Annotated in this window: 16 protein-coding genes and 1 pseudogene; 14 read left to right on the top strand and 3 right to left on the bottom strand. The window is 72.0% G+C overall.

Annotation, left to right across the window (positions count from 1 at the left end; genetic code table 11):
• Positions 1-26 precede the first annotated feature (26 nt).
• A complete protein-coding gene (locus tag ACIGJO_RS13690) occupies positions 27-1,241 on the top strand; it encodes a PucR family transcriptional regulator (protein ID WP_399956752.1) in 1,215 nt (404 codons plus the stop codon).
• Positions 1,242-1,268: 27 nt separating this feature from the next.
• Here the strand turns inward: ACIGJO_RS13690 and ACIGJO_RS13685 are convergent, their stop codons facing one another.
• Positions 1,269-3,158: an ABC transporter ATP-binding protein gene (locus tag ACIGJO_RS13685; RefSeq protein WP_399956749.1), complete on the bottom strand. Its 1,890-nt coding sequence runs from the start codon at positions 3,156-3,158 to the stop codon at positions 1,269-1,271.
• 158 nt (positions 3,159-3,316) lie between these two features.
• Between ACIGJO_RS13685 and ACIGJO_RS13680 the strand changes: the two genes are divergently transcribed.
• From ACIGJO_RS13680 to ACIGJO_RS13670, 3 genes are all read left to right on the top strand, one after another.
• Positions 3,317-4,435, top strand: coding sequence for a P1 family peptidase (locus ACIGJO_RS13680; protein WP_399956975.1), 1,119 nt, complete (start codon positions 3,317-3,319; stop codon positions 4,433-4,435).
• Positions 4,436-4,561: 126 nt separating this feature from the next.
• Positions 4,562-5,212 (top strand): DUF6629 family protein, encoded by a 651-nt coding sequence (locus tag ACIGJO_RS13675; RefSeq protein ID WP_399956746.1) that lies wholly within the window; start codon positions 4,562-4,564, stop codon positions 5,210-5,212.
• A 58-nt stretch (positions 5,213-5,270) separates the two neighbouring features.
• Positions 5,271-5,975: a ribonuclease H gene (locus ACIGJO_RS13670; protein WP_399956743.1), complete on the top strand. Its 705-nt coding sequence runs from the start codon at positions 5,271-5,273 to the stop codon at positions 5,973-5,975.
• A 130-nt stretch (positions 5,976-6,105) separates the two neighbouring features.
• Here the strand turns inward: ACIGJO_RS13670 and ACIGJO_RS13665 are convergent, their stop codons facing one another.
• The gene (locus tag ACIGJO_RS13665) at positions 6,106-6,471 is read right to left on the bottom strand and encodes an ATP-binding protein (protein ID WP_399956740.1); all 366 of its coding nucleotides are present in this window, start codon (positions 6,469-6,471) and stop codon (positions 6,106-6,108) included.
• 215 nt (positions 6,472-6,686) lie between these two features.
• Here ACIGJO_RS13665 and ACIGJO_RS13660 point away from each other — a divergent pair, with 215 nt between their 5' ends.
• From ACIGJO_RS13660 to ACIGJO_RS13645, 4 genes are all read left to right on the top strand, one after another.
• Positions 6,687-7,523, top strand: coding sequence for a helix-turn-helix transcriptional regulator (locus ACIGJO_RS13660; RefSeq protein WP_399956737.1), 837 nt, complete (start codon positions 6,687-6,689; stop codon positions 7,521-7,523).
• A gap of 99 nt (positions 7,524-7,622) precedes the next feature.
• On the top strand, positions 7,623-8,714 hold the full coding sequence (locus ACIGJO_RS13655) for a PP2C family protein-serine/threonine phosphatase (RefSeq protein WP_399956734.1): 1,092 nt from the start codon (positions 7,623-7,625) through the stop codon (positions 8,712-8,714).
• A 120-nt stretch (positions 8,715-8,834) separates the two neighbouring features.
• A complete protein-coding gene (locus tag ACIGJO_RS13650) occupies positions 8,835-9,089 on the top strand; it encodes a WhiB family transcriptional regulator (protein WP_399956731.1) in 255 nt (84 codons plus the stop codon).
• A 123-nt stretch (positions 9,090-9,212) separates the two neighbouring features.
• Positions 9,213-9,530 carry a DUF1232 domain-containing protein gene (locus ACIGJO_RS13645; RefSeq protein WP_399956728.1) on the top strand — a complete coding sequence of 106 codons (318 nt, stop codon included), beginning with the start codon at positions 9,213-9,215 and terminating at the stop codon, positions 9,528-9,530.
• Positions 9,531-9,591: 61 nt separating this feature from the next.
• Here the strand turns inward: ACIGJO_RS13645 and ACIGJO_RS13640 are convergent.
• Positions 9,592-11,916, bottom strand: a pseudogene (locus ACIGJO_RS13640) (alpha-amylase family glycosyl hydrolase).
• Between the two features lie 272 nt (positions 11,917-12,188).
• Here ACIGJO_RS13640 and ACIGJO_RS13635 point away from each other — a divergent pair.
• From ACIGJO_RS13635 to ACIGJO_RS13610, 6 genes are all read left to right on the top strand, one after another.
• Positions 12,189-12,605, top strand: coding sequence for an acyl-CoA thioesterase (locus ACIGJO_RS13635; RefSeq protein WP_399956973.1), 417 nt, complete (start codon positions 12,189-12,191; stop codon positions 12,603-12,605).
• 505 nt (positions 12,606-13,110) lie between these two features.
• Positions 13,111-14,307, top strand: coding sequence for a cytochrome P450 (locus ACIGJO_RS13630; protein WP_399956971.1), 1,197 nt, complete (start codon positions 13,111-13,113; stop codon positions 14,305-14,307).
• Positions 14,308-14,320: 13 nt separating this feature from the next.
• Complete coding sequence (locus ACIGJO_RS13625; RefSeq protein WP_399956969.1) at positions 14,321-15,457, top strand: type III polyketide synthase; 1,137 nt, start codon at positions 14,321-14,323, stop codon at positions 15,455-15,457.
• Between the two features lie 104 nt (positions 15,458-15,561).
• Positions 15,562-16,758: a S8 family serine peptidase gene (locus tag ACIGJO_RS13620; protein WP_399956725.1), complete on the top strand. Its 1,197-nt coding sequence runs from the start codon at positions 15,562-15,564 to the stop codon at positions 16,756-16,758.
• 97 nt (positions 16,759-16,855) lie between these two features.
• The gene (locus ACIGJO_RS13615; protein ID WP_399956723.1) at positions 16,856-17,173 is read left to right on the top strand and encodes a cupin; all 318 of its coding nucleotides are present in this window, start codon (positions 16,856-16,858) and stop codon (positions 17,171-17,173) included.
• Positions 17,174-17,320: 147 nt separating this feature from the next.
• Positions 17,321-18,247, top strand: a complete 927-nt coding sequence (locus tag ACIGJO_RS13610) for a YihY/virulence factor BrkB family protein (protein ID WP_399956721.1) — start codon at positions 17,321-17,323, stop codon at positions 18,245-18,247.
• Positions 18,248-18,333: the final 86 nt, after the last annotated feature.

The raw sequence follows: 18,333 nt of genomic DNA, 5'->3' as shown, positions 1-18,333 counted from the left end.
TGCCACCCTCACCGGCCATGGAGCCGATGGCGCTGTCACCCCGCACATCCGGTGCACCGCCCGTCGGCGTGCCTCTGCTCATCGAGGAGGTACGGGACGAGCTGCGGAGCCGGTTCGAGCCGGCGGCCGACCGGCTGGCCGCGCGGATCCTCGCCGAGGACCCCGCGTACGCCAGGCTGATCGGCCGCAAGGAGCTGGGCGACCGGATCCATCGCAACCTGTGCCAGGCACTGTCCGGCATCGCCCAGGCGGCGCGGGACCAGCCGGTGGACCTCCACGACGCCATGAGCACCGGGAGCCGCCGCGTCGAACAGGGGCTGCCGCTCCCCTCGCTGTTGCAGAGCTACCGCCTGGGCGGCAGGCTGCTCTGGGAGACGATGTACGAGGTGGTCGCCGAGCGTTTCCCCACCGCGCTGCCCACCCTGCTGCCCGCCGCCGCGGTCGTCTGGGACGTACTGGAACAGATCACCGGCGCGGTCGCCGAGTCCTACCGGCAGGCCGAGGCGGCCCGCGCGGCGCGCGACCAGGAGCGGCGCCACTCACTCCTCGACGCCCTGCTGGACGGCTCGGGGGTGGCCGCCGGGCTGGCCTCCGAGGCCGCCGCCCGGCTGGGGCTCCCCGAGCGCGGCCGCTACGCCGTCATCGTCCTGCGCACGGCCCCCGGCGCGCTGCCGCCCTCGTCCGACCCCGCCGCCGAGCCGCTGTCCGGTCTGCGCGTCCTCTGGCGGATCAGGGCGGACGGCGAGACCGGTCTGGTGCCGCTGGGGAGCCGCAGCCCGGAGGACCTCCGCACGGTGCTGGCCGGGTACGACGTACGGGCCGGGGTCAGCCCGGTCGTGGGCTCGCTGGCCGACCTCGGGCGGGCGCGCTGGCTGGCCGAACTGGCCCTGCGGACCTGGCGGCCCGGCGCGGCGCCGGCCGTACTGCTCGACGAGCGCCTGCCCGAGGCCCTGATCGCGGCCCAGTCGGACCTGGCCGGACGGCTGCGTACGGTGGTGCTGGGGCGGGTGCTCGCACTGCCCGCCGAGGAGTGCGGCACCCTGCTGACCACGCTCGGCGTCTGGCTGGGGGCCGGGGGCTCCTCGACCGTCGCGGCCGAGCGGCTGTACTGCCACCGCAACACGGTCTCCAACCGGCTGCGCCGTCTGGAGCAGCTCACCGGACGGACGCTCACCGACCCCGCCGGCGTGGTCGAGCTGTCACTCGCGCTGGCGGCCGTGCAGCAGTTCGGCGCGCGCTGAGCCGCGGGGCCCGCCCGGCCGGGGGAGTCAGCCGACGGGGTGTCCCTCGGCGGCGGCCGGGCGCTCGAACTGGGTGCGGTGCAGTTCCTCGTACCGGCCGTGGGCGGCCAGCAGCTCGGCGTGCGTACCGCGTTCCACGACCCGGCCCTCCTCGATGACCAGGATCAGATCGGCGGCCCGGACGGTCGACAGCCGGTGGGCGATCACCACGGCTGTCCGGCCCGCCAGAGCCTCGGCCAGCGCTTCCTGAACCGCCGCCTCCGAGGTGGAGTCGAGATGCGCGGTCGCCTCGTCGAGGATGACCACCCGCTGCCGGGCCAGCAGCAGCCGGGCGATGGTCAGCCGCTGCCGTTCGCCGCCCGAGAGCCGGTACCCGCGCTCGCCCACCACCGTGTCCAGGCCTTCGGGCAGGGAGGCCACGAGCCCGTCGAGCCGTGACCTGCGCAGCGCGTCCCAGATGTCGTCCTCGGTGGCCCCGGGGCGGGCCAGCAGCAGATTGGCGCGTACGGACTCGTGGAAGAGATGCCCGTCCTGGGTGACCATGCCGAGCGTCTCCCGGATCGAGTCGGCGCTCAGATCGCGTACGTCGACGCCGTTCAGCCGTACGGAACCGCGGTCCGCGTCGTACAGCCGGGGCAGCAGCTGGGCGATCGTGGACTTGCCCGCCCCCGAGGAGCCGACCAGGGCGATCATCCGCCCGGGTTCGGCGCGGAAGGAGACATCGTGCAGGACCTCGGTGCCGCCGCGGTTGTCGAGCGTGGCGACCTCTTCGAGGGAGGCGAGGGAGACCTTCTCGGCGGAGGGGTAGCCGAAGGAGACGCCGTCGAACTCCACCGAGACCGGCCCTTCCGGCACCCGGCGGGCGTCCGGCTTCTCCTCGATCAGGGGCTTGAGGTCCAGGATCTCGAAGACCCGCTCGAAGCTCACCAGCGCGCTCATCACCTCGACCCGGGCACCGGCCAGCGCGGTCAGCGGGGCGTAGAGCCGCGTCAGCAGCAGGGCGAGGGCCACGACGGCGCCCGGTTCCAGGCTGCCGCGCAGGGCGTAGAAGCCGCCGAGCCCGTAGACCAGGGCGAGGGCCAGGGCGGAGACCAGGGTGAGGGCGGTGATGAACGTGGACTGGGCCACGGCCGTACGGATGCCGATGTCCCGCACCCGGCCGGCCCGTGCGGCGAATTCCGCGGACTCGTCGGCCGGGCGTCCGAACAGCTTGACGAGTGTCGCGCCGGGTGCGGAGAACCGCTCGGTCATCTGTGTGCCCATGGTGGCGTTGTGATCGGCCGCCTCGCGCTGAAGTGCCGCCATCCTGGCCCCCATCCGGCGGGCGGGCACGACGAACACCGGCAGCAGGACCAGGGCGAGAAGGGTGATCTGCCAGGAGATGGTGAGCATCACGACGAGGGTCAGCAGCAGGGTGACGACATTGGAGACGACGCCGGAGAGCGTGTTGCTGAAGGCGCGCTGGGCGCCGATCACGTCATTGTTGAGCCGGCTGACGAGCGCACCGGTCCGGGTCCTGGTGAAGAAGGCGACCGGCATCCGCTGGACGTGGTCGAAGACCGCGGTGCGCAGATCGAGGATCAGACCCTCGCCGAGCGTGGCCGACAGCCATCGGGTGAGCAGGCCGAGCCCGGCCTCGGCCACCGCGATGGCGGCGATCAGCAGCGCGAGCCGGCTGACCCTACCGGAGTCCCGGCCCTCCACGATCGCGTCGACCACCTGCCCCGCGAGCACCGGTGTGGCCACCGCGAGCAGCGCGGTCACCACGCTGAGCAGCAGGAAGCGGTTCAGCCGGCCGCGGTGCGGCCGGGCGAAGGCCATGATGCGCCCCAGGGCGGCCCGGGAGAAGGGCCGCCGGTCCTGCTGGGCGTTCATCGCACTGTGCATCGATGTCCATGCTGTGACTTCCATGTCCATGGGGCGCTCCGGAATCTGGTGGCCGACGTGCGGATCCCGCCGACCGTACGGCCTCGGGTACGGACAGCACGCTAGGACCTCGGGCAAGGTTGAGGTCAACCGGGCGCGCGGCGGAGGGCCGTCCCGTACCCTCTGGGCGCATGACGATGGAACACCGCATGCGGGTACGTGAGTTGGGCATCGATCTGACCGGCGAGCCGGGGCCGTGGAACGCGATCACCGATGTGCCGGGCGTGGAGGTCGGCTATGTGACCCTGGTCGAGGGCGACGGCATACGGACCGGAGTGACCGCGGTACTGCCGCGCGGCCGGGACGGTGTGGGCGTGCCCTGCTCGGCCGGGTGGCACTCCTTCAACGGCAACGGCGAGATGACCGGCACCGCGTGGATCGAGGAGAGCGGCTCGCTCGCCGTGCCGGTGGTCATCACCAACACCTACGCGGTCGGGCCGGCGCACCGCGGGGTCATCGAGTGGGTGCGCGCCAACTGCCGCGGAATGGCGCCCGAATGGCTGCTTCCCGTGGTCACCGAGACCTGGGACGGGCACCTCAACGACATCCACGGTGCGGCGGTGGGCCCCGGCCACGCGGCGGCGGCGATCGACGCGGCAGTGACGGGACCGGTCGAGGAGGGCTGTGTCGGCGGCGGCACGGGGATGCGCTGCTACGGCTTCAAGGGCGGCTCGGGCACGGCGTCCCGGGTGGTGGAGTACGGCGCGGACCGCTACACGGTCGGCGCGTTCGTCCAGGCGAACTTCGGCGCGCGGCGGGAACTGGTGATGGCCGGGGTGCCGGTGGGGCGCGCGCTGACCGACCCTGCGGGCGAGGCGGCGGACGCCGCCGGGGCGGTGGCGGACGGAGAGCGTCCGGTGCCGCCCGGGGCGGGCTCGGTGATCGTCGTGGTGGCGACCGACGCCCCGCTGCTGCCGGGCCAGTGCAAGGCCCTGGCCCGGCGGGTGCCGCTGGGCCTGGCCCGCACGGGAACCACCGGCAGCCACTTCTCCGGAGACATCTTCCTGGCCTTCTCCACGGCCAACCGGGGAGCGCTGACCAGCACGTTCCCCGAGGCGGACGGGCCCGCGGGCGCGCCGTACGAGTCCCTGCGCTTCGTGCCGTGGGGGCGGATGGACCCGTTCTACGAGGCGGTCGTCGAGTCGGTGGAGGAGGCGGTGCTCAATGTGCTCACCGGGGCCCGCGCGATGACCGGCCGTAACGGCCACCATGTGCCCGCGCTCCCGCTGGACCGGGTCGGTGAGCTCCTGGCGGCACGGACGCGCTGAGGGAGGGCCGGAGGAGCACGAGGGGCGCGCGGGGCTCCGGGCGCCGTGCGGGCGGCGTCCGGGGCCGGGGCGCCGTAGCGTGGCCCGGAAGCGACCGATGCGTGAGTCCGGGCCCGGGGTGACGCCATGTGCTGGAGTGCGACCGCCGACCTGGTGGCGGGCACGGGCATCGCGGTGATCGGCGCCGCCGCCGTCGCGAGCACCCGACGCGCCCGCGATCTGCCGCTGGCCGCACTGCCCCTGCTGCTCGGGGCCCACCAGATCATCGAGTCGGCCGTCTGGCGCTCCGACGGAGGGACCGGCCCGGCCACGGTCGCCTGGGCGGTCATCGCGCTCCCGCTGCTGGCCGTGTGGGTGCCCCTCGGCGTGTACTGCGCGGCGCGGCACCGGGTCCGCACCCGGCTGCTGGTGCCGCTCGCGGCCGGAGCCGTCACCGCCGTGTTCCTCGGGTACGCCCTCGCCTCCCGTCCGGTGACGGCCGAGGTCCGGGGCCACACCCTCGGATACGTACTCGACCTGCCGCACCCGCAGTGGCTGATCGCGGGCTATCTCCTGGCCACCGTGGGCTCGCTGCTGCTGTCGGGCGACCGTCGCCTGGTCTTCCTGGGGGTGCTCGTCGCGATCGGTGCCGCGGTCTGCGCGGCGCTGTGGCGGCTGGAGTTCATCTCCACGTGGTGCGCGTTCGCGGCGGTGTGCTCCGTCGTCCTGTTCGACTGGGCCCGGCGGCGCCCGCGGGCCGTCACCGGGGACCGGCCCGGCCCGGTGAGCGGCGGCTGACCGCGCACGGCCGGATCGGCGGGCCGGAACGGTCATGCGGTGCTGGCATGATCAAGGGATGGACGAGTGCATCATCGCCGCGTGTGACGGGGCGTCGAAGGGTAATCCCGGGCCGGCCGCCTGGGCGTGGGTCGTGGCCGACGGACAGGGGCGCCCGGAGCGCTGGGAGGCGGGCCCGCTGGGCACCGCCACCAACAACGTCGCGGAGCTGACCGCACTGCGGGAGCTGCTGGAGTCGACCGATCCCTCGGTACCGGCCGAGGTGCGGATGGATTCCCAGTACGCGATGAACGCCGTGACGAAGTGGCTGCCGGGCTGGAAGCGCAACGGCTGGAAGACCTCGGGCGGCAAGCCGGTCGCCAACCGGGACCTGGTCACGCGCATCGATGACCTGCTGAGCGGCCGGAGCGTGACCTTTCGCTATGTGCCCGCCCACCAGGTGAACGGGGACCCGCTGAACGCGCTGGCCGACCAGGCCGCCAGCGAGGCCGCGGTGTCGCAGCGGGCGGCGGGTACGGCGCACGGTTCCGCGGAGCTGCCGGTCCCCGCTCCGGCCAGGGCGGTCAAGGGCCGGTCGGAGGCCTCGGGCGGCGGAACGGCGCGGGAGGCGGCGGGAGCCGCGCGCGCGGGGCGTTCCACCGGCACGATCCGGGCCAGATTCGCGGGCCGGTGCCACTGCGGGAAGCCGTACGCGGCCAAGGAGATGATCGCGAAGAATCCGAACGGCTGGGGTCACCCGGAGTGCCGGACCGCCGCGGGCTGACCGGTACGGGAGGGCGGGACGGGTCCTGCCCCGTGGGTGCGGCCGGTACCGGCCGGCCGGTGCGCGCCCGGGAGAACCCGGCGGGCAGCGGCGCACAGCGGAGTGAGGGCGGTGCGGTCCGATCCCGGGATCAGATGTCGGCCCAGACGAGCCGGCCGGCCAGGGCGGCGCGTGTTCCCCACCGCGCCGCCAGGGCGTCCACCAGCAGCAGGCCCCTGCCGCCCTCGGACAGCGCGGCGATCCCGGCCGCTGGGCCGGAGTCGTCGGTCGCGTCCGTAGCGCCCGGTGATGCCGCTGCCAGGTCCCCGGGTGGGGCCGGAGCCGGGATATGAGCCCGCCCCCGGTTCCACACGCAGATCCGCACCCCGTCCGCCGAGCGGAGCAGTCGGCAGCGAATCCGCCGGGTACTGGTGTGCTGGACGGCGTTGGCGACCAGTTCGGTCACTATCAGCGCCGCGGTCTCGACGCGTTCCGCGGGTTCTCCCCACGCCCGCATCGCCTCCTGTACGCGGTGGCGGGCATCCGGAACGCCTTTGGCGATGCGGGGGACCCACCAGCTGTGTGCCCTCGGGCCGCCCGAATCATCTGGAGCGCGTTTCGCGCAACTGACTATTTCCGACATGTATGTACTCTCGGTGCAAAGCGCATACTTTGCAAGCGACAGAATGTGCACCGCGCTCCACATCGGGGCCCAGCGAGGAAGGTACGAGCATGCGACCCCGATCCGGTCCCACCGTGGAGCACCGCGTCCTGGCGGTACGGCTCCGGCTGCTGCGGGAGCGGGCAGGCGTCAGTCTGCAGACCGCCGCAGAGGCGCTGGACGCCCACCCGGCCACGGTGCGGCGCATCGAACGGGCCGAGACCGGACTGGACGCCCGGCAGGTCGGAGAACTCCTGGACTGCTACGGGGTCCCGGCCGCGGTCGCCGAACCGATCATGGCCGGTCTCGGAGCGGCGAACCTGCCCGGATGGTGGCACCGGTGGCGGGACGCGATGGAGTCCTGGCAGCAGGACGTCATCGGCGTGGAATCCTCCGCCAGCCTCGTACGGACCTGGCACCCCGCCCTCGTACCGGAACTGCTGCGCACGCCCGCGTACGCCGCCGCCCTGTTCCGGACGCAGTACCCCGGCGACACCCCCGCCCAGCTGGACCGTCGCGTCGAGTTGCTGCGGGAGCGCCAGCGCCGTCTGCGTGAGCGGGGCGCCGCGCTGTGGGCGCTGATGCCCGCCGCCGCCCTGCACACCACGGTCGGCGGCCGCGCCGTCATGGAGGAGCAGCGCGAGAAGCTGACCCAGGCCGCGCGCCTGGCGCACCTCACCGTGCAGGTGGTGCCGCTCGACCATCCGCCGCACGCCATGACCGGCGTACCGCCCCTGCATCTGCTGCGGGTGCCCGCCCCCGAGATCGGCGACCAGGCCGTGCTGGAGACCCCCGGCGTCCGGGTGGACATCGTCGACGACCCGGAGACCGTGATGAACCACCGCATCCGGCTCGACGCGGCGTGTGCGGCCGCCCCGCATCCCGGCATGCCGCTGCCCGGGAACTGAGCCACACCCTGTGGCCCTCCCCGCGCCCCCGCGGAGCCTCCGTAACACCCCTGCTGGACCGGGATGGCGGTGCGGGCCGGTGCCGGACAGGGTGGGGGAGTGGTGCAGCAGCGCAGAGCCCAGTGGATCCCCGTCGGGGTCATCGTGCTGGCCGTGGTGGTCGACCTGGTGACCCCGACCGCAGTGACCTCCGCGCCGCTGCTCGTGGTGGCACCCGTCTCCGCCGCACCGCTGCTGGGGATCCGGGGCATCATCGCCGTGGGCGTGGCGTCCATGGCCGTCCACGCGGCACTCGCCCAGGTCGACAGGACGTTCGACTGGCAGCGCGGTGTGGCCAACCAGCTCACCCTGCTGGCCGTAACCGTGCTCGCCGTCTTCATCCACCGCACCCTGGAGGGCCAGCACGCGACGACCCGGCGCGCCCGTCAGGTCGCCGCGGTGGCCCAGAGCGCCGTGCTGCCCAGGCCGCCGTCGCGCCTGGGCGACCTGCTGATCGCGGCGCGGTACGTGCCCGCCGAGGACGAGGCCATGATCGGCGGCGACCTCTACGTCGTCCAGGACACGCCGTACGGCACCCGTGTCATGGTCGGGGACGTACGCGGCAAGGGACTCGGCGCCGTGAGCGCGGTCACCGCCGACCTGGGAGCCTTCCGGTTCGCCGCGGACGAGGCGGAGGACCTGCCCGGCCTGGTGGGGTCCCTGGAACAGGCGCTGCTGCGCGAGGGCGGGCGGCGGGGCGGCCAGGAGCAGGAGGAGGGGTTCACCACGGCCCTGATCGCGGAGTTCGCCGCGGACCTCACCTTCGTACGCGTCGTCAACCGCGGACATCCGGCGCCCGTGCTCCTGGACGCACGGGGGACCGCCACCGTGCTGGAACCGTCGCAGGAGGCACCTCCGCTGGGGATGGGCGCGCTGGGAGCCTGGACGGCGCCCGTCGACACCTTTCCCTTTCCGCCCGGCGCGACCCTGGTGTGCTTCACGGACGGGGTCACCGAGGCCCGGGACGGCGCCGGAACGTTCTACGAACCCGCAGAGCGCCTGCCGGTCCTGGTCCGGCATCGCGCGCTGGTCGGCGACCCGGCCACCCCGGCGCAGATCCTGCAGGCCCTGATCGAGGACGTGGGACGCCACACCGGCGGCCGCGCCCAGGACGACCAGGCACTTCTCGCCCTGCACCGTCCCCGGCACTGACCGGGACCGGGCCGCCCGTACGGGTGCCGCCCCCGTTCCTGGTTTCAGGTGCCCGTTGCCGGTCACCCGCACCGGTACGGACCGAGCAGAACCGAAACCCGAACCCCGGGAGTGAGTCACATGGACAACTGGCGCATGGACGCGGCCTGCCGCGAGGAGGACCCCGATCTGTTCTTCCCCATCGGGAGCACCGGCCCGGCGCTCGTGCAGACGGCGGACGCCAAGGCGGTGTGCGCGAACTGCCCCGTACGGGAGCCGTGCCTGCGCTGGGCTCTGGAGAACGGCCAGGATTCCGGCGTCTGGGGCGGCCTGGGCGAGGACGAGAGGCGCGCGCTGAAGCGCCGCGCCCGCCGGCGCGCCAGGGAGAACGGCTGACCGCCGCCACACCGGCACCCGCGGCACAGGCACCCGCGACACCGCACCCGGGCCGGCCGCCTGCCCGCCGGGCGTGGCGGGTCCGCCGGGCGTTACGGGCTCTGCGGGGTGCACGATGAAGACATGGACACCACCGCTTGGCTTCTCCTCGGCGCTGCCGTCGCGCTGCTCACCCTGGGCGTGGCGGCGGTACTCCTGGTCCGGGTCGTCAGGGCCAGGAAGCTGCTGCTGGCCGCGGGGATCCCGCTGCGCGACAAGGCGCTGGTCTGGGCGGCGGTGATCTACACGGTGTCCCCGGTGGACCTGCTGCCGGATCCCGTCTACCTCGACGACATCGGGTTCCTGATGCTGGCCCTGCGCGCGCTGCACGCCGCCGCCTCGGACCGGACGGCCGCGGTACCGGCCGCCCTTGGGAAGCGGGGAACCGCCGGGGACCTGTGAACATGAGAGAGTGCCGGCCGGATCATCCGGTCGGCACCACCCGAACGCGGTCCCTCAAGGGTTACTTGAGATAGGGGCCCGCCGTCCCGATCTTCCCCGGGGCCGCGTTCTTTCCGCCGAGGTCGAGGACGTACACGCGCAGGTTGCCCTTGCCCGGTGCGGGGACGGCGAGCGTGCCGCCCGTCACGACCCGGGTGTCACCGGTGACGGCGTCCCGGTAGGTGCCGTCGGGGATGCCGGTGTACGTCGCGCCGCCGGACACCGTCACCAGGGCGAAGCTGTCGGTGCCGCTCGCGGCGTCCGTGTAGCGGCGCTTGTACGCCATCGACCCGGTGATGCCCTCGGTGGAGTACTGGCCCATCTGGAGCGCGGGCACCGCCCGGCGGATCTCGTTGAGCCGCTGGACATGCCTGGCCAGGGTGCCGGCGACCGCTCCGGTGGCGGAGGTGACCTTGCTGAAGCCGGACACCTCCATGTCACCGGCGAGATGGTCGCCGGAGTAGGCGCGTCCGGTGGTCGCCAGTGGGCAGGAGGGCCCGCAGTCGATCTTCCTGCCCGCCTGGAATTCGATCTCCGATCCGTAGTACAGGGTCGGGATGCCGCGGAACGTCCACATCAGGGATATGTTCTCGGCCCAGGCGTCGGTGCCGCCCGAGTAGCGCTCGCTGCTCTTGTTCGGTCCGTAGTCGTGGCTGTCGACGTAGACGACGTTGTACGTGGCGTCGTTGTAGCTGTCGTCGGAGTCCTTGCCGTTGCTGTAGGCGTTGTTCGCGTCACCGAAGTTCATGTGCATCCGCATGTCGATGACGTTCATGCCGGAGAACTTGCTGTGATCCGGCGTGTGGTACGCGTTGCCGTTCAGGAAGGCGTTGTCGGAGACCGGCTGCGAACCGGTGCCCTGCCGCTGTTCGTGGTCGTACATCTCCAGGGCGGCCTTCCCGTCGTCCGCGCTGTACTCCGCGCGTTCCTTCCAGGTGTAGAACTGAGCCGAGTGATTGACCGAGCCGCGGTTCCACTTGTCGTTGACGAACGCGGCGACCTCACCGAACACGGAGAAGTTCTTCGCGGCCCCGGCGCCGAACCGCTCGGTGACCCGTTCCTGGATCGCCGGCAGGAAGCGGCGGTTCCAGGTCGTCCGGGGAATGTGCACGGCCGTGTCGACCCGGAAGCCGTCGACCCCCATGTCGATGTACCTGTCGTAGGCGCCGATCAGATAGTTCTGGACGGGCGCGCTCTCGGTGTTGAAGTCGGCGAGGTCCTCGTGGAGCCAGCAGCTGCGCGAGTCCTCGCCCTCCCAGTTCCCGATCCAGCAGTTGTGGTAGTAGGCCTTGGGGAACATTCCCGAAGTGGGGTAGGGCCACTGGCAGTTGTAGATCCGGTACCCCTCCGGCGAGGAACTGCCGGTGGGTTTGCCCCAGTTGAGACAGGTGTTGCCCGACGGCTCGGCCGTCGACCACAGATCGCCGTTGTAGTAGGACTTCCCCGACTTCGGCTCGACTGTCAGGCCGTCGTACTCGAATCCCTCGTCGCGCTCGTCGTAGTACCAGCTCCACTGATCGTCCCGCACCCCGTAGGTCTTCGGGGTGAACAGTCCCTTGGCGCCCCAGCGCGACGAGTGGTTGTAGACGACGTCCTGGTAGATCTTCATGCCCTTGGCGTGGGCCGCGTTGATCAGGTCCTGGTACGAGGCGCCCGCGGACTCCAGCCGGGGGTCGACCCGGTAGAAGTCGTAGCCGTGGTAGCCGTGGTAGTCGTAGTCGGACCGGTTCAGGACCACCGGGGTGATCCAGACGGCGGAGAACCCGAGGCCCTTGATGTAGTCGAGCTTGTCGACGAGCCCGCGGAAGTCGCCGCGGAACATGATTGGTGGTGCTCCAGCCGACCGCGGTGGTCGAGTAGAAGACCTCGGCCGTGCCGGAGCCGCCGCCCGGGGTGGGCGTGGGGGTGGGGCCCGGACCCGTGCCCGCGCACGGGTCGCTGTGGGCCACCGCCCCGTCCTTGACGGTGATGTTCCCGGTCCCCAGTCCGTAGTTCTTCCCGGCGTTGTTGTCCCAGACCCCGGAACCGTCGGTGAACGTCGCGGTCAGCCCGTCGGCCGAGCCGAGATCGACCGTCCGTTTCACCCAGTCCGTGCAGGCGGCCTCCATCCGTATCCCGGGTACGGAGGTCCAGGCGCCGCCGTCCGGCGCGTAATGCAGGTTGTACGCGGACCAGTTCCTGGTCTTGGTGTAGTGGAAGACCGTCGCGGTGTTCTCCGCCGCGGCCACGGGCGCGACGGCCGCGGGGCCGGGGGACCGGGCACGGCGGTGATGAGCCCGATGAGCCCGGCGACGGCCACGGCCGCGGCCAGGGGGCGTCTCAGCAGCCGGTGTGGGGTGCGTTTCATGTGTGTCTCCAGGGAGGGGCCGGGGGTGGTTGGCCGCGGCTGCCGTCGGCGCCGGTGCTCCACGAGCACCGGCGTGGACCCCGCCGGAGAACCCTGACGCGCCTCGGGGTTCGGGCGAGCGGTACGTTCCGACAGCAAGGACTGTCAGAACTTTTCTGCAACCTCTTGCGGGGGGAAGGTACCGGTGCATGCCATGGGCGTAAAGGGTTCCGGCGGGGCGGTGTGCGGCCGGAGCGAGGAATGGCGCGATGCGCGCCGGTGTTGCCACCGTCATGACGTTCTCTGTTGACGTGGCCGTCCGGGGCTACGAGCTCGACACCCAGGGCCACCTGAACCAGGCCGTGTATCTGCAGTACGCGGAACACGCGCGCTGGGAACTGCTGCGCGCCGCCGGACTGCCGCAGGAGAAGCTGCTGGCGAGCGGCGTGGGGCCGGTACAGCTCGAAGTGCGGGTGAAGTATCTGCGGGAGCTGCGGGGCGGTGAACGAGTCCGCGTGACCTGCCGTTTCGACTACGGCACCGGAAAGACGTTCACCATGGAGCAGCAGATCCTCAAGGAGGACGGCACGGTCGCCGCCGAGATCTCGGGAGTGGCGGGCGTGCTCGATCTGACGGCCCGCAAGCTCGTCGACGACCCGAAGGGGCGGCTGGCCGCGCTGGCCGGCAATCCGGACCTGCTCACCGGCTGAACGCACACCGAGGGTGGTAGCGCCCGGCGCCGAGGGGGCGCGCCGGGCGGCGGCGAGCGCCGGTCTCCTGCCGGAGCTCGAATCCGCGCCCGAGAGGCTGCCCGGGACGACCCGCGCCACTCTTCGTCCGTGCCGCTCCCGACTCCTCCCGCCCGCGCGTCGCGGGATTCAACCGGGCCTGGGGCACGGGCTGTTGGGTGCGGTGATGACGCCGCACCGCCCGACTCCACCCCCCTGCCGGCCGGTGGCCGGAGCGGCCCCGGCAAGCGCCCCGGCCGGCTCGCGAGGCTCCTGAGGCGGGGCGCGCAATGTCATTCGCCTGCGCGGCGAGCTCCCTTGTCAGCCCTGTCGCTCCGTCAGATCCCCCTCTGATCGGTTGATTACTGAGTGTGGGTGACATGTTCCAATGGGTTATGGGGGAGGTAGCGGGGGTCTGTTTCCGGACCCGGAGCCGGCACCCCCTGAATGCCCCGAACCGGTCATTGGGAGAACCTCGGTGGAGAACATGGAATCCGTACGGAGCTGTCCGTTCGACTATGCCCAGCAACTGGATTTCGATCCCCAGCTCCGGGAGCTGCTGACCGAAGCGCCGGTGTCCCGCATCCGTATGGCATACGGGGAGGGCGAGGCCTGGCTCGTCACCCGCTACGAGGACGTCCGGACGGTCACCACCGACCGGCGCTTCAGCCGCAGCGCGGTCCTCGGCCGCGACTTCCCGCGCATGACCCCGGAACCCATCGTCCAGGCCGAGTCCATCAACCTGATGGACCCGCCCGACAGCAGCCGCCTGCGGAGCCTGGTCGCCAAGAGCTTCACCCCGCGCCGCGTGGACCACATGCGCCACCGGACCCAGCGCATCGTGGACCAGCTCCTCCAGGACATGGAGGACAGCGGATCCCCTGCCGACTTCGTGGCCGGAGTGTCCGCACCGCTGCCGCTGATCACCATCTGCGAGGCGCTCGACATCCCCGAGGCGGACCGCCCGTGGCTCCGCGCCCACGCCCTGACCATGATGAACACCGGTGCCGCGGGGAAGGACGACGCGGTACGCGCCAAGGCCGAACTGCGCGCGTACTTCGCCGAACTGACCGCCGACCGGCGCCGCTCACCCGGCGAGGACCTCATCAGCACGCTGGCCACGGCCAGGGACGGCGCCGAACTGCTCGACGACAACGAACTGGCCGTCATGGCCATGGTGCTGCTCATCACCGGGCAGGACACCACGACGTACCAACTCGGCAATATCGCCTACACGCTGCTGACCAGGCCCGCGCTCCTGGAGTCGCTCCGGGCGGCTCCGGAACTGCTGCCCCGCACCCTGGAGGAGCTCCTGCGGTACATCCCCTTCCGCAAGGGGGTCGGCATCCCGCGGATCGCCACCGAGGACGTGGAGCTCAGCGGAGTCCTCATCCGGGCCGGTGATGTGGTCCACGTGTCCTACCTGACCGCGAACCGGGACGGCAGGAAGTTCGAACGCCCCGACGACCTGGACCCGGACCGGCCGTCCATCCCGCACATGACATTCGGCTGGGGCGCGCACCACTGCCTGGGTGCGCCGCTCGCCACGATGGAACTGGAAGTGGCCTTCTCATCGCTGCTGACCCGATTCCCGGCCCTGAGCCTCGACGTACCGCCCGAGGAAGTCGAGTGGAACACGACCTCCATCTGGCGCTATCCGCTCGCCCTGCCCGTCACGTGGTGACGAGAGCCTCCGCATCACAGAACGAGGAGAACCCATGGCGACTCTGTGCCGGCCGGCCATCGCTGTGCCCGAACACGTCATCACGATGCAGCAGACCCTCGACCTGGCGAGGGAGATGCACGCCGACCACCCGCAGCGCGCCCTCGTCCTGAGACTCATCCAGAACACCGGTGTACAGACCCGCCACCTCGTCCAGCCGATCGAGGAGACCCTGAGGCACCCCGGATTCGAGGTGCGCAACAGGCTCTACGAGGCGGAGGCGAAGCGCCGCGTCCCCGAGGTCGTCCGGGGGGCCCTCGCCAACGCCGAACTGGAGCCCGCCGAGATCGACCTGATCGTCTATGTGTCCTGCACGGGCTTCATGATGCCCTCCCTGACGGCATGGCTGATCAACTCGATGGGCTTCCGCTCCGAGACCCGGCAGCTCCCCATCGCCCAGCTGGGCTGCGCCGCGGGCGGCGCGGCGATCAACCGCGCACACGACTTCTGCCTCGCCTACCCGCGGTCCAACGTCCTCATCGTGTCCTGCGAGTTCTGCTCGCTGTGCTACCAGCCCACCGATATCGGGGTCGGTTCGCTGCTCTCCAACGGGCTGTTCGGAGACGCCGTCTCGGCGGCCGTGGTCCGCGGACAGGGCGGCAGCGGCATGCGCCTGGAGCGCAACGGCTCCCATCTGGTGCCCGACACCGAGGACTGGATCTCCTACGCGGTACGTGACACGGGATTCCACTTCCAGCTCGACAAGCGGGTGCCCGGCACCATGGAGATGCTCGCGCCCGTCCTGCTGGATCTCGTCGACCGGCACGGCTGGACGGTCCCGGCCATGGACTTCTTCATCGTGCACGCCGGCGGACCGCGCATTCTCGACGACCTCTGCCACTTCCTGAACCTGCCGCCGGAGATGTTCCGCTACAGCAGGGCGACCCTCACCGACCGGGGCAATATCGCCAGCTCGGTCGTCTTCGACGCGCTCGGGCGGCTGTTCGCGGACGGCGGTCCGGCGGAGTCCGCCCAGGGGCTGATCGCCGGGTTCGGCCCCGGCATCACGGCAGAGGTGGCGGTCGGCCGCTGGGGCAGACATACGGAGACCTCCCTGGAGGGCGACCGTACGGACCGGGACCTCGCGCCGAGCGTTGCGCTGTCCGGCTGATACGGCTAAGGCGCCCCTGAGGTGGGGACGAAGGAACGGGTGTTCGTGCTTCGCAGAACCGTCCCTTCCCTTTCCCGAACGATTCCCCACCCCGAGGAGAACGCATGCGCCTGCGCGCCCGCTGGGCACCAGCCGCTCTGCTGCTGATCGTCCCCCTGATCGGCACCACCGAGGCCACCGCGGACACCGGATCGGGTGGTGTTCCGGTGCGGCAGTCCGCCGGCGCCGTCCCCGGTCAGTACATCGTGACTCTTGGGCCCGAACTGTCGACGGACACCGTCCTGCGGCAGTTCGGGCTGCGCCCGATGTTCACGTACGGCGATATCGCCCGCGGCTTCGCCGCCACGCTCACCCCCGGCCAGCTCAGTGCGGTGCGCGCCTTTCCCGGCGTCCGTTCCGTCGAGGAGAACGGCGCGGTCGCCGTCGTCCCCACGGCCTCCGACGCCGGGGCGGCCGGACTGCGGACCTCCGCCGCGACCTGGGGCCAGGACCGGATCGATCAGCGGCTGCTGCCGCTGGACGACACCTTCACCACGGCCGCCACGGGCCGGGGAGTCACGGCGTACGTCGTCGACACGGGGATCGAGACCGGGCACAGCGAGTTCGGCGGCCGCGCGGTCAGCGGGTTCGACGCCGTCGCGGACGGCCGGGACGGTCAGGACTGCAACGGCCACGGCACCCATGTGGCGGGCACGGTCGGCGGAGCGACGTACGGCGTCGCCACGTCCGTCTCGCTCGTCAGCGTGCGGGTGCTCGACTGCGACGGCCAGGGCACCTGGGCCGGGATCCTCGCGGGGCTCGACTGGGTGGTCAAGGACGTCGCCGCCTCCGGGCGTCCCGCCGTACTGAACGCCTCGCTCGGCGGGGACGCCTCGCAGACGGTCGACGACGCGATCGACGCCGTCGCGGAGGCGGGTGTTCTGCCCGTCGTCGCGGCGGGCAACGACAACACGGACGCCTGCGACGTATCCCCGGCCGGCGCCGGCCGTGCGGTGACCGTGGGCGCGACCGACGACCGGGACCGGCAGACCGCGTTCAGCAACTGGGGCACCTGCCTGGAGCTGTACGCCCCGGGGCAGGGCATCGTCTCGGCCAGGCTCGGCGGTGGCTCCGTCGCTCTCGACGGCACCTCCATGGCGAGCCCGCACGTCGCCGGAGTCGCCGCACTCCAGAAGGAGGCGGACCCGGCGGTGAGTCCCGAGACGCTGGCGAAGCGGCTGGCCGACGAGGCGACGCCGGGCGTGCTGACGTCCCTGAGCCCGGGTTCGCCGGACCGGCTGCTGTACACCGGCGGACTCTGAGGGTCCTCCCGTACAACGCCCCTACGCCGCCCGGACCGGGTCCGGGCGGCGTACGGCAGGATCGCGGGGGAGCGGGCGCTGCGGCAGAGTGGGGCGTATGGATGACCTCAACACCCTCGCCGACGAGCATCTGGCCGCGGCCCGTGAATCCGCCCATGGACGCAGTGCCCACCTCCTGCTCCAGCAGCCGCCCCTGCGCCAGTCGGTGATCGCGATGACCTCGGGGACGGCTCTGGACGAGCACAACGCGCCGCGCGCCGCCTCCCTCCAGGTCCTGCGCGGCTCGGTCCGGCTGACCGCGGGCTCCGGCGATGTCGAACTGACCGCCGGGACGCTGTATCCGATCCCGCAGGAACGCCACGGACTGCTGGCTCTCGCGGACGCCGTGGTCCTGCTGACGGCGGTCAACGACTGACCCCCACCGCGACCGGCGGGGTGCGGCCGAAGGGACCGGTGTGCGCCGCCGGGCAGGAGGCATGAGAGAAAGGTGGAGCCGGGGGCGTCCGAGCAGCGGACGAAGGATCCCGGCCCCGCCGCATCTCCCACGACCCGGAGTACGAGCTTGCCCAGCCGGACCGTCACACCCGCCGCCGAACGCACGCCCCGCGCCACCGGGCACACCGGGCACACGGGGGTGTCGGCCCGCTGGTTCGGCGCCCTGCGCCGCACACCCGTCGCGATCTGGAACGACGACATCTCCGACTGGGCCGCAGCTCTGACGTACTACGCCATACTCGCCCTGCTGCCGGCCCTCCTCGTCACCGTCTCGGTGATCGGCCTGGCGAACCCCGGGGCCACGAGTGCGCTGATCTCCGACATCACCTCGTTCGCGCCCGCGGAATCCGGCGCGGCGCTCCGCCAGTCACTGGAGGCGGCCACCCATGAGCGCACCGCTGTCTGGCTGCTCGTCGCGACCGGGACCGTGAGCGCGGTGTGGTCGGCGTCGAGCTATCTGGCCGTCTTCCGCCGGGCGCTGCACGCGATGCACCATGTCCAGGACACCCGGCCGGCGCCGCGCAAGGCCCACATCATCGTCGCCTCGGCCGTCGGACTGCTGGTGCTGCTGATGGCCAGCGCCTTCGCTCTCGTCCTCACCGGTCCGCTGGCCCGCTGGCTCGGGCACCGGATGGGCCTGGCCCACGCGGGCGAGGCGCTGTGGGCGGTCCTCAAATGGCCCGTTCTGCTCTGCCTGGTCGCCTGCCTGATCCTGGTGCTGTTCCGTACCGGTCCGCGCTCGGCCCGGGGGATGAACCAGGGGCTGCCCGGCGGCATCCTGGCAGCCTTCCTCTGGCTCGTCGCCTCGGCGGGATTCGCGTTCTACGCGACCCACATCGCCAGTTACAGCCGGCTCTACGGTTCCCTCGCCGGTCTGGTCGTCTTCCTGATCTGGGTCTGGTTCACCAATCTCGCCCTGCTGGCCGGGGCACAGTTCAACGTGGAACTGGCCCGCTCCGCACGGGAGCCCTCCCGCACGGCCGCCCCCGACTGAGGGGCGGCCGCGTGGAAGGGCGAGCGGGACCGGGACATCCACCGGGCCGGGACGCCGGGCCGGGACATCCTCCGGGCCGGGACGCC

The organism is Streptomyces sp. NPDC079020, from assembly GCF_044542225.1.
Taxonomy (GTDB): Bacteria; Actinomycetota; Actinomycetes; order Streptomycetales; family Streptomycetaceae; genus Streptomyces.
Note: the sequence above shows the minus strand (reverse complement) of the source record. Positions and strands in the feature narration are given on the sequence as shown.